We start from the raw sequence: 12,122 nt of genomic DNA, 5'->3' as shown, positions 1-12,122 counted from the left end.
ATTCTCAGCAATAAAAGAACAGTTTGAAGGATTAAATGAATTGTATGAAAAACAAAATGAAGTACCGATGCCCATTTTAGATGAGCAAAAATTAGAACTTATAAATGAAATAGTGTGTTGTGCAATGGCTGAAAATAAGCAAGTAAGTATTTCATACCAAAAAAAGAACAAAGTATATTCCGAAGTGGGTTATATTCATTACTACGACATGATTTGTAATGAATTAAGAATTAGGAATCAACATGATAATGTATTTTATATAAAAGTTAATCATGTAACAGATATAAAATATACATAATCGTCTACAAAATAAAAAGCATCCACTATGTGAACACTTCATGCTATTATGATTAAGTTATATTAATGTAGTGTAGTGTTTTCCAAGAGGAAAATAAAAAAAGTCCTCTTGGAAATAGCACTATTTTTGTGCCGAAAACAGCTGTTTTTTACTTTTTAAAACACTTACAGGCTAATCTTATTTTTCCTCTGTTAGACTTAAAATAGCACCCGAAATAGCATCTTGACAATAGATATTGTCATCGTGCGAATTAGGGTGCTATTTCATTTGTTTCTTGGTATGTCAATTTTAGTCTGTTATGAGAAAACACAAGGGTTTGTATCATTTTATGGTAAAATATAGTCAAAGATTTAGAAAATTTAATTCTTCAACAAACGGGCAGATAATTAAATAAGATTTAAGTGGTGGAGGTATAGTTAATACATGAGTAATGTGCATTTTAAAAATATAGATGATACTAATGAATTCAAAGTTAGAAATATAAAATTAAAGTCTGGACAAGAAAAATTTATTGAAACCGTAGATGAATGTTTAAATGAAGCTAATACCCATCGTGAATGGCATCCAGTAGCTATATATTATGATGAAGAAATTATTGGATTTGCTATGTACGGTTCTTTTGGTCCTAATAAAGATACTTGGATTGATAGAATAATGATAGATGAAAAATATCAAGGCAAAGGCTATGGGAAAATTGCTATGATGAAACTTATTGATATAGCTTCAAAAGAATATGGGGTAAACGTTATATATTTAAGTATCACTGAGGAAAACAGAACAGCTTATAGCTTATACGAAAGTATAGGGTTCGAATTCATGAATGAAAGAGACCTAAATAATGGAGAACTCTTATTTAAGTACACAATTAAATGAGAGCCAGTTGAAATCAAATCCTTATTGCTTTAACAGGATTTTTTAATTAAATTAGAACAACTCATTAAAGACAAAAAAGCTTGGAAATCCCAAGCTTTTTTGTGTGTGTTTGATTAAAAAAATGTTCTAGACTGAGTATCGCTGGTTTAATAGGATCCCTTTATTTTTATTTTCCTGTATTAATTAAATAAGAATTTAGACTAATGAATAGTTTTTATTTAGAGAAAAGAAATTTTATTAAAATAAAGTATTAGACTAGATAGTAGGGTTTATTCTATCAAACGTATGAAAACGCATCTCACGATTAAAGCGGACACACTTTGAAATTTTGAAATGAGATGAGATAAATATTTCAAAATTATATTGATTATATATTCCATATATTGTACTTTAAAAGTAATCTTACTTTTGTTAACTGAAAAAAGGGGGGCTTATTCATGCCAATTATTAAAACAAAAAACGGTGAATTTCACTACGAGTCTTTTGGACAAGGGGAACCAATCCTTTTTTTACACGGAAGCGGGGCATCTTGGAAGATGTGGAAACCACAAATCGAATCATTTTCTAAAGAATATCAGATGATTCTTCTCGATTATCGTGGTCATGGAGAATCGATAAAAACCTTTCCTGGTAATGTATATGATTACGACTTAATCGTATCTGATATCATTTCATTTTTAGATACACTATGTCACACATCTCTTCATGTAATCGGCGTTTCACAAGGAGCAATTCTTGCGACATTAGTAGCCATTCATCATCCTTCCTATGTAAAAAAATTGGTCATTTCTAATAGCTATAGTGAATTCCCAACTAAAACTTCTAAATGGGTACTTCAATTTTCCAATTTCATCTTTAGTTTGCTGCCCTATTCAACAATTATTGATTTAATGATGAAATTTTACAAACACGAACCGTACACGCAACAAATACTACGCGATTCATTTTCAATAGACAAAAAAATGTTATTAATGATGAAAAAAGCAAAATTTCCTGTTCATACTTCTTTATTACATCTCATTCAATCCCCTACTCTAATTCTATCTGGAGCAGGAAAAGTTGTAACAGGTGTTGATGAAGGAAAAGCAGCTAAAACAATTCACCAGCATATCCCAAATAGCACACTTGCTTTATTCCAAGATGCATTCGATCCACTTAATGTAATGAGAAAAGATATTTTCAATGAGATGGTCCTCGATTTTCTTAGAGACTCTTCTCTACATGAGTATGAGGAAGTTTCGTATGGATAATAGTTAGATTTTATCTAACAAATAAACTTATATATGTTTTGTGGAGCAATTATTTACATATACATCGTTAAGCATACTAGATATGAAATAACTATATCCTAAAGAATAGGGAATTTGATGGTTCTAATTCACGTTCTATCACATGGTCAAAAAAGTCTCGGTTTGGTCACCGAGACTTTTTCCTTATTCTTCCATATGTTATTGAATTCTGTACAGAAAACACCTTTTCAGTCTACAACTATTTTTTAATGTAGTGTAGTGCTTAAAAAAAGGAAAATAAAAAATTCCTCTTGGAAATAGCTGTTTTTTACCTTTTAAAACACTTACTGGAGATTAGTATTTTTTATGTCTTAATGAGCTTTGAAATAAAATGCTTATTAGTTTGGGGTATATTTGTATTCAAATTCCGTTTTTGCAATTTTAGTGTATGTATTAATAAACTCTGTTTTTGCTTCCGTATATCCGTCTCTGTCATGTTCATATTTGTCCATTAAGCTCACTTTTAAGTTACTATATTCTTGGGCAACATCTTTATGCAGTCGTAAAAAATCTCTAAAATATAATTCATTCCAATCCCCTATATACCTAACATGAAGATGAAATACTTTTTCGGCAAATCCTTTTTCTGTATAACCTTTCATAAACATCATATGAGGTGAAGGCTTTTGTGGTTGCTTTTCAAAAATATATCCCTTTTTCTCCAACACATTCACTAAAAACTTCAAATCACAATCTGCTGTTATTTCAAGCAATATATCTATCGTTGGTTTTGCTAATAACCCGTTAACAGAAGTACTTCCTATGTGATTGATTCGTTCAACATATTGATTACCGATTATGTTGTTAAGTAGTTTTTCTTCTTGTAAATACCAATTTTTCCATATTGGATTATGTTCTTTTAGTATAATCGGAAACAGTTCCCACAATTCCTCAAGTGACATTTCTGATAAACTCTTACCCACAATATATTCCTCCATTTTACTTAGTAAGTCGTTTTTATCAAACTTTATTTTAAATCAACATCTGTTTCAATTAATTCAACATCGTCAGATGTTGAATCTCCCGCAAGCTTTAATGCTTCTTGATAAAACTTCTCCGAGTTGACATTTTTTGTTCTTTTGTCATAAACAGAATCCCAAGGAATACCTGTTGCTTGTGCGTGTTTTATAGGGTCATATTTTTGCCCCGTTTTAAGCATCATATAAAGGATTTTGGCAATCTTTCCACAAATATGCCCAATTGCTGTTTTTCCATTCATTTTACGTTCTACTAGACGATGATAATAGGAGCTGAATACGGACGGTTGCTTTTTCATCGCAATGATAATCATCGCCATTTGAAAGAGAACACGACGTGCATCCCGAACGCCACTAAAGGTCATTCTCGTACCCTTTACTGATGTCCCTGATTGTTTATTTTCAGCCGAAACACCAAGGTATTTATATGTATTAAATCGTTCAACATCACCAATGGCTCCGATAAGGGTACAGGCCCAATTATCGCTCATAAAAGGGAAAGAGTATAATAACTCTGTATAAGGATGAGGTTTAATACCTTTGCTTGAATTTCCGTGAAGTAGTTCTTGGATGTGATTGTCAATCCCTTTAATACTTTCTTCAATACGTAACGCTTCCTCAATTACCCAATTTTGTCTTCCAACTAAATGAGGGACATCAATTGTTATAGACTTTGCTGTTACTTCTGCTAGTGCCTTAGACGCCTTCGTAGCTATTCGCTTTGCCCCAGATTCAATCATTGCTTGTCGTAGTTCTTCTTGTGTGGCTAGCTTTAGATCTTTACCGGTTCACTACAAGTGTAGAATGACAATAGAATTATTAAATTTTAAATATAGTAAAAGGACAAGTGTTTTGGTCCTTTTTACTTATTTATTGTTCTCAATAAGCGATTTTCCTTGTTTAACTTAAGCCACTCCTTGAGTTAAACAAGGAGTGGCTTAAGTTATTAGTTTTTTTAGTGAAAAAATAAAATTAGCTGCTACTCTTCGTTAATATTAAAATTTGATGGAACAGTTGTTTCTGTAAAGGAGTATAGAGTTTGACTACTATCAATATTTTCATTAAGTTGAATTCTACAAACAAAAGACGTATCATCACTTCTAGTAAAAGTAATATTGCTGATTACCCTACTATATAATTGCCAAGATAACATGTTATTTGTTTTTATCGATTCTACATCCATTATTCTCTTTAACTTGAATTCTTTTTGAATATGATGAATAAAATCACCAAGAGCAGCATTTATTAGAGGTCCCAAATCAATGGATATAGTTTCACATGCTTCATCAATAATTGTTATTAATTCGCCATAGCGTTCAATAAATGTATCTTCGTCTAATGTTGCTGATAGCAAAAATTCCCTCTCACACTCCAATAATCTAGATTTTTCATTATCAGAAATGTTATATGGATTTCCTTCGTATGACGGAAGGTAGTTTTCTAGCTCTCCCTTTGGGAGAACAAATATGTTTGCTTTTTTAAATGCATCAATAATTTTCCGTGTTTTACCAATAATCAAATTGATATTCTGGATTTTATGAGGCACTAAGTCTCTTATAATAAGCTCATTCCTTAATACCCCCAGTAACGTTGCTCGTCTTTTTGCTTCTACACTCGTCACATTTGAAATCTTCTCAATCAGTTGCTTCAACTCAGGGTACTGATCTAGTAAATCTAAATCGAGTTCAAGTAAACTATCGGTCAATGGGTCAATTGTGTTAAGAAGGGTTCCGATTACCTGCATTAAATCTTGTCCAATACCTTCATTACTTAAGTAATTAATGACTTGGGGATCTTGGCTGGCTGTTTGTTTTAATTTCCCATCAAAGATGACATCATAATCAACAATAGCTCTACTATCCAAATTCAGTTTTTTTGAAAGACGGTAGAAGGCATCTACTTCATTTTTCCCACCAACATCTATTATAGAAATTCCACGAACACCAATACCCTGTTTTCTTTTATCTTGGATAGTATTTAGTAATATTTGATCTGTATATCCTTCTACAAAAATTGGTTTTGTTGCAAAGAAAAATTGTTTATGATGTGTATTTAGTCTCGGCAAAACCTTATTAATTCTATAAACGTCATCTTCGTCTAAGTCCGAAATCCACACTGGTTTCTTTGTTGGCTGAAAAATGAGAAGATTTTTCAAATCATCAATATTATTTATATCAATGAAAAAGGGAGAGTGAGTTATTATAACAAACGATTTCTTATCAGGATTCACAAGCGGATCGCCAGATACCTTTCTAATTTCGGATAATAAAAAACTTTGATATTGAGGATGTAAGTGTAGTTCTGGTTCATCTAGAATTAAACAAGAATGTTCATCATCGTAAATAAAAGCAAGAATTGAGATAAGTTCTTTAAGTCCATGGCTCTCGCCACTTCTGAAACCATATTCACCATTACTGCCTTGAAGTTGTAATTTTGGATTGAGGAATCCACCCTCCTCACTTAATCTTAGAGTCCTCCCAAAAAACTGTGACAAAACAGCCTCTATCCTTAATCTAACATCTAATTTCTCTTTTAGAATAATCCAAGCATCAGCAGCCAGACCATAATCTTTCCCATAAGACTTCAGATCATTGAACTGAGCAATATCAAGCCCTCTTTCTAGTGGTGACCCGTGTGAAAAATATGTATAATGTTGTTTCTCTAATCCCGCTAGTCTTTCTGCATTTAAATATCTTGTATTAACCCCATTAGAATTTAATTGGTGTCTAATATTTTCAGCAAATTGTGTTTTTCCCGTACCATTGGGACCAACAAGAAATGTGATTGGAGCCCAATCATTTTTTGTAATAATTTCTCCATTCCAAAGATATGGGATATTAATAGTAACAGGGATATTCATTTACTAATTCCTCCAGTATTATTAATTTATAAATTAATAATAGCAAATATTAGAATAAATATAAAAAAATATCAAAAGAGACAACTCATATTAATTTATAAAAAAGACCCAATCCCGAAATAGGATTGAGTCTTACTTAATCAAACTTTTTAAATTAGTTCCCTACTTTTTTGTCATTCAACACAAGGTAACCGTGGTGGGAAGTTTAAGCACAGAGGGATTAGTCACGAACATGTCTGTGTGCTTGTTGCAAGAGACCGCACGAAAGCAACTGTCTCCAAGGTTGCTTGTATGGGGCGTGTTGTGAAAACAAAGGTAGAGAGTATGATTGGCTCTAAGCTAACACCTGATAATCCACTGTTTTTATAGTCTTGAATATAAGTTTCCCATTCTTTCTTTAATCGGTGTCTTTCCATAAAAAACCTCCACATATAGTATGTAAGGAGATTATCTCATGGGTTATTTACAAATAGTAGGTGGGGAATATTTGACGCTTACTTTTAAAGTGTAGTGCGACCTCGATTAGAATGTTCTTTTAAGTTTTTTGTCTTATATAATGCTTTTTATATTTTTCCCCATTCTTTCACAAACTCTAGATCTGCATCACTTTGAATAATCAACATTTTTTCTGTATTTTCTATAATCCTCTTGTTAATTCTGTTAACATCAACATCCGACAAATATGTAATTTGGTTGTATGGAGAAAACTCACCTTCAAAGAGGGTTGCACCTATACAGATAGTAGGCGAAATAGGAAGTACATAATCAGCTTCTTCAAATTTGTTGACTAGAATAGGTCTATCAGAAAGAAAAAATTTTTTCTCTCCTCGAGTTTTGTAAATTCGTAATTGAAAATTATTCATTAGATGTTTGTATAATTCTGGAATCCCACCTTCTGGACTTGTTTTTAAAGAATGCAAGGCTATCTCCAATCCCTCTCCTTTAAGAAGGTTCTTAGCAAGTTTTACAGCATTTTCTCGAGTAGTGGTCATAAGACGATAGAATATTGGTTTCATAAAATCAGGAGTTTCCTTATTGTCATAAACCAAATTCTTTAAATGAGGACTGCGAATCAATGTGAAAATTAAATGTTCAAGTAGATTAGTCTCGTTCCTTTGCCATTCTATTGTCGCAAATTTCTTTTTGAACTCAACATCTACTTCATCAGATGCTAGTAGGGGAACAAATTCATGAAAACTATGTGCTATTGAATTTTCAATTTCACTATAAATGTCCTCTATTTCATTTCTATTTACATATTCTCCGTCAAGATCCTTTACTTCATATAAATCATTTTCTTGCATAATATTTCTGGTACTCATTTTCGTAATTTTAAAAGGAGTCGTTTTTAAAATTACTGTGCGACAATAACCCTCAGTAATTTCAAATGGTTTTATAGAGAACTGAGGGATATAATGCTGTTTTTTTACAAAATCTTTTTTTTCTGCCATGTTAAAGTAACAAATCCTTCCTGTTATCTTTAGGGAAATAATCTTATCATAAAAAATGAAATTAATGGTTTTAATATTAGTTCATTCATAACTTCCTTGGAGATAGTAATAAGAGTCCAATATTAATATAAAAGTCATGTATTTAATGGGTAGGTGGTGTAAAAAAACATTATTAATTTTTGGAGATTCTTTAAGCACGTACAATCTTTATAAAGATTGTACGTGCTATTTATTATTTTTACATTCTTAATTGAAATAGTACAAAGAGAGTTGATCAATAAGTATATTGTAGTCACTCTGCATCTAAATCATCAATAAATATAATTTCTATATCAGCGGGGAATGCCTCTTGTTCAGAGGAAGTTTCCCTTATAATATTTGCTCCATTTTCTACCAAGCAAGTATACAATATAAGTAATAAATCTCTTCTATCCAACTCTTTTACAGCATAATCAGGTAAAATGTTTGCTAAAATTAGTCGTTTTATATGATCGGCTATATTTATTTCTACATAATTCAAATTGTTATTCAAGTCAGCTTCTTTAATGAGATATTCATTTAGTTTTTGTATATCGTAAAAAAAATTCCTAAGGCTCTTTATCCCTGAGTACTCCGGAACAGGATATATACTTAAGTCTAAAATTTGCATGTTTTGTAAGTTGTAATAAATATCGTTAATAGATTCTTTTAAACTGCTAAGAAATCTATCATATATTTCAAAATCCTTAGGAAAATTTCTAGGTGCACTAAAAAGATCTATTAATGTTCCAATTTCATATTTATAACCACTGTTACCGAATCTATTTTCATTTTCTGTTTTTAATATATAAAGTTGTTCAAGCGGCTCTTTATTCTTTTCAATAGGTGTTTTTATCCAGAGGTTATTGAATTCTATTTGTTGGCGTTGGATTTCTTTACTTATTTCCTCGAGGTAGTGATAACGTTTTTGAGCATACTTTATTAGTAAGTCAAAGGAAATAGAGAATTCTTTATCGCTTTCCTTAGGGTCGTTACTGTAAAGATAAACACTAAAATCACCTGCACCATGACTACTAGACCATGAAGCAAAGTATTGAGTATTACCATTAGAGTTTCCATCATAACTTTTCAAGTTAACTGGATGAGCACCAAAAACAGCTCTAATATGTGTAAAATACTGATCATCTGAAATGTTTTTGTTGAATACTGTTTTGTCTTGAGAAAGTGGATAATTTATTTTATCATAAAGAACTCTATAAAGTTGTTGAATGGCTTCTGTCAATAAATCAATTGTACATACAAACTGAAAAACATTTAAAGACTGAGTATCTTGATTAGGATGAGTAAGGTCAATGTTAGGTAGACCATGTACTATACTATGTAACCAATCCCTTGCTGAGAAGATTACACTAATTTTTTTCTTACCCTTGAAATTACTATATTTTTTTATTAAAAAATCATCGTGGTCACTAATGATTTGTGAAAAGTTTTCTAAAATAGATGGATTAAGGATATTATTTAGCAATTAATTCACTCTCCATACGGTATCTTTATAGGATATTATTATAAATTGATTTTATCATAATAATTTTAGCAATTGATATTGATAAATGGGTGTTTTTGCCCATCCCTCGAAAAGGGGGATGGGCAAAAACACCCTATATAAATCATCACACAGTAACTGTAGTTCATTTTGATCATTGCTTATCAAAATAATAGAGACAAGGGGTACAGCCGAGATTCATGTAATTTTGGGTTATATACTTACTTTTGAACTTGAATGTGAGATAGATATATTAAATAAAGTTGAAAATAATTAAGCATTTAAACTCACCCTTAGAATTGTGTCTTTACAAGAAATACCATAAAATAAGGAAGTATAACTAATAAATGCAATATTTTATATGCATAGAATATTTCAGCTATAATAAGGTCTGCTTGTCTTTGCAGACCTTTTCCTGTGCTTTAATGAAGAGTATTGTATATGTTAGTTGAACGCAATACACAAGTAATTTTCCGGGGGAAGTGCCATGCTAAACGAAATTAAGTTTACTAAGAAAGAGAAGAAAATTATTTTCTGGGTTTTTACATTGCCACTTGGCTTTAGTCTATTTGCTTCTTATATGATTTTTGGAAATATATTTGAAGCCCTTTTCAAAATGTGGGAGCTTCGAGGAGAACCTAATAAAACAGCTAGTGCTGTAACATCTCTTTCTTACGTTTTTACAATTTTAGTTGCGATTTATGCCTTACTCGCCACAACACTTTTTAGTTTGTTAGTGTGGAATGTAAGTAAGGGAAGCTTACAGGTTTCTCAGCAATTAAGAGATTTGGAGGACAACCGTGATAAAGAAATGGTGAGAGAAAATGCTCTTATTGTTTATTATGATCTACAACGAGGGATTTCAAATTTACGAGATCTATATACTAGTTATGTATTAAAAGGAATTGATGCTAAACCCAATAGAATATATTTTAGTGCGGATTGGATTAAAAATGTAGCTAATCTAAGAGATGGTCTTACAAGTCAAGAGTTGAATAGGGTTTACAAATTATATGAACAATTTTATGCTTTGCAAAATATATTAGAAGAACATAAAATGGATAAACCCAATGAGGAATTAAGAGAGTACCTTGATGAACTATCCAAGGAAGTATTCGCTGATTTTATTCCATTTCCATTATTGGGTGAGCTTAAAGTTTCTTCATTTGATGAACTAGTCGGTATTGACTTGTATATCATTTTACAAAAGATCTATTGTTTAACATTTGCTTCTTCTAAAGAGAAACCTATGGAAAAAGTAGTAAACGGAAAAACTGTTTATGAAACTTATTTAAATGGAGTTCTTTTCTTCGTAGGAGATACTAAAGAACCATTTGTAGGTGATGGAGAACTTTATAATACGGATGGAAAAATAAAATGTACTGGTCGTTTCGATTCAGAACATTTCATTCCAGGAATTATCTATGGATATTATAATTCTACAAAAGAATGTTATGAAATTACTTATGATACAAATACTACAATTTGGGAAATTAAAAAGGGGATTCTATATAAATTACCTGATGATAATAATCAATATTTTTATAACGGTGAATTTAAAGATGGTCAGGTTCTTAATGGAATTACAACCTTATTTCATAAGAACAAGAAGATTAGATATCAAGGAGAACTTAAAGGTGGACGTATAGATGGTCAAGGAACATATTATAATGAGCATGGAAGTGTAGAATTTGTAGGTATTTTGAAAAATGGATTTAAAATTAATGGTATCGAATTTATTAACGGCATACAATCCTTTAAGGGTGAATATAAATACTCGAAACCATGGAATGGAATAACTAACAACTATAATTTATCAAACCAAATCAAGAAGTTTACAGGAGAGATATATGAAGGTACTCCTATAAATGGTGAAGGTTTAATTTTCAATAGAGACAGCGATGGAAAAGATTTAGATGCTTTACAGGCATATGAAGAGTTGCTAGAGGAAAAAGTAGAAGAGGAAGCTGGATTTGAAGAAAGTCCAGCTTACATTGAAGATAGGGCGAGCTTTAATAATGAAGAAATACGTCGAAATAATGCATATTGGACTGAATTTATTAAAGCTCAGTGGAATAATGGTGTTGTGACTGAAGCTGATAATAAAGAAAGAAATAAAAAAATTTATGCTTAAAGTTTAAAGATACCATCTCTAACAAACATCATATGTTAATAAAAATAAAGAAGAGTCCTGTGTTATCAGGACTCTATTTCTATAGTTTCATGACAAACTTTCGCAATATATTTAACAAAATCAGTTATTGGATAAGTTATTAATGAGGGAGGTTGCATAAATCCTATCCCCTCTTTTGGTATTATCAAAATCAGTTGCTATAAAAAATATTATTAGGGTTTAGTTATCTAATATCATTTTTATACTGCCTTCTGTTCTGTCGCAATTAAAGTTCACCTCAAAACCAAATTTTTTATAAAAATGTTCTAATTTATCGAAATGGTCTCCGTCTACTGGTGATAGCCACCCAGAAATGTGTGAAACTTTCATTTCTTTAGCCATTTTAATAAGATATTTCATTGTAATAGAGCCGTTCCCGATGTTTTCTTTCGGACTCGTTATACCTCCAATCCATATATAGTCAGGCTCTTGAGGTGAATTGTTATGGAGAGTTGCAAAAAGTGTAGGAATTTGATAATTATAATTGGATCTTCGTGTATACAATTTAATCTCAAAAGACTGTCCGATTGGTGCTCTAAATACAAATACTTCATCATTTTTCTTATTTTTTTCAATGCCAATAATTTCAGCTTGTGGATACTTAGAAAAAATTTCTTTTGGTATGTCATATATTTTTTTTAGTTTGTTTATTTTAGTTTCAAATTCATCTTTAATAAGT

9 protein-coding genes and 2 pseudogenes are annotated in these 12,122 nt (G+C 31.1%); 5 read left to right on the top strand and 6 right to left on the bottom strand.

Annotation, left to right across the window (positions count from 1 at the left end; translation table 11 throughout):
• The 3 genes from BPMYX0001_RS24270 to BPMYX0001_RS24260 all read left to right on the top strand — a co-directional run.
• Window positions 1-298, top strand: a 298-nt coding sequence (locus tag BPMYX0001_RS24270; protein WP_033799305.1) for a YolD-like family protein, incomplete at its 5' end; no start/stop codon positions are given.
• A 423-nt stretch (window positions 299-721) separates the two neighbouring features.
• Complete coding sequence (locus BPMYX0001_RS24265; RefSeq protein WP_006096836.1) at window positions 722-1,171, top strand: GNAT family N-acetyltransferase; 450 nt, start codon at window positions 722-724, stop codon at window positions 1,169-1,171.
• A gap of 437 nt (window positions 1,172-1,608) precedes the next feature.
• On the top strand, window positions 1,609-2,421 hold the full coding sequence (locus tag BPMYX0001_RS24260; protein ID WP_006096835.1) for an alpha/beta fold hydrolase: 813 nt from the start codon (window positions 1,609-1,611) through the stop codon (window positions 2,419-2,421).
• A gap of 377 nt (window positions 2,422-2,798) precedes the next feature.
• On the opposite strand, the gene BPMYX0001_RS24255 is transcribed toward BPMYX0001_RS24260, so the two are convergent.
• The 3 genes and pseudogenes from BPMYX0001_RS24255 to BPMYX0001_RS24245 form a co-directional block, all read right to left on the bottom strand.
• Window positions 2,799-3,383 (bottom strand): GrpB family protein, encoded by a 585-nt coding sequence (locus tag BPMYX0001_RS24255; RefSeq protein WP_033799304.1) that lies wholly within the window; start codon window positions 3,381-3,383, stop codon window positions 2,799-2,801.
• Window positions 3,384-3,427: 44 nt separating this feature from the next.
• A pseudogene (locus BPMYX0001_RS24250) lies at window positions 3,428-4,225 on the bottom strand (transposase); the annotation flags it as partial.
• A 191-nt stretch (window positions 4,226-4,416) separates the two neighbouring features.
• Window positions 4,417-6,297 carry an ATP-dependent nuclease gene (locus tag BPMYX0001_RS24245; RefSeq protein WP_006096832.1) on the bottom strand — a complete coding sequence of 627 codons (1,881 nt, stop codon included), beginning with the start codon at window positions 6,295-6,297 and terminating at the stop codon, window positions 4,417-4,419.
• Between the two features lie 192 nt (window positions 6,298-6,489).
• Between BPMYX0001_RS24245 and BPMYX0001_RS32440 the strand changes: the two are divergent.
• A pseudogene (locus BPMYX0001_RS32440) lies at window positions 6,490-6,657 on the top strand (IS1595 family transposase); the annotation flags it as partial.
• A 203-nt stretch (window positions 6,658-6,860) separates the two neighbouring features.
• Here BPMYX0001_RS32440 and BPMYX0001_RS24235 read toward each other — a convergent pair.
• Both BPMYX0001_RS24235 and BPMYX0001_RS29950 read right to left on the bottom strand, forming a co-directional pair.
• Window positions 6,861-7,748 (bottom strand): DUF4238 domain-containing protein, encoded by an 888-nt coding sequence (locus BPMYX0001_RS24235; RefSeq protein WP_006096830.1) that lies wholly within the window; start codon window positions 7,746-7,748, stop codon window positions 6,861-6,863.
• 292 nt (window positions 7,749-8,040) lie between these two features.
• Window positions 8,041-9,252 carry a hypothetical protein gene (locus BPMYX0001_RS29950; RefSeq protein ID WP_006096829.1) on the bottom strand — a complete coding sequence of 404 codons (1,212 nt, stop codon included), beginning with the start codon at window positions 9,250-9,252 and terminating at the stop codon, window positions 8,041-8,043.
• 505 nt (window positions 9,253-9,757) lie between these two features.
• Between BPMYX0001_RS29950 and BPMYX0001_RS24225 the strand changes: the two genes are divergently transcribed.
• The gene (locus BPMYX0001_RS24225) at window positions 9,758-11,404 is read left to right on the top strand and encodes an MORN repeat-containing protein (RefSeq protein WP_006096828.1); all 1,647 of its coding nucleotides are present in this window, start codon (window positions 9,758-9,760) and stop codon (window positions 11,402-11,404) included.
• A 219-nt stretch (window positions 11,405-11,623) separates the two neighbouring features.
• On the opposite strand, the gene BPMYX0001_RS34215 is transcribed toward BPMYX0001_RS24225, so the two are convergent.
• A partial coding sequence (locus tag BPMYX0001_RS34215; protein ID WP_033799302.1) for a hypothetical protein occupies window positions 11,624-12,122 on the bottom strand: 499 nt, incomplete at its 5' end.

This window comes from Bacillus pseudomycoides DSM 12442 (assembly GCF_000161455.1).
Taxonomy (GTDB): domain Bacteria; phylum Bacillota; class Bacilli; order Bacillales; family Bacillaceae_G; genus Bacillus_A; species Bacillus_A pseudomycoides.
The sequence above is the reverse complement of the archived record's forward strand: the minus strand, read 5'-3'. Positions and strand labels throughout refer to the sequence as shown.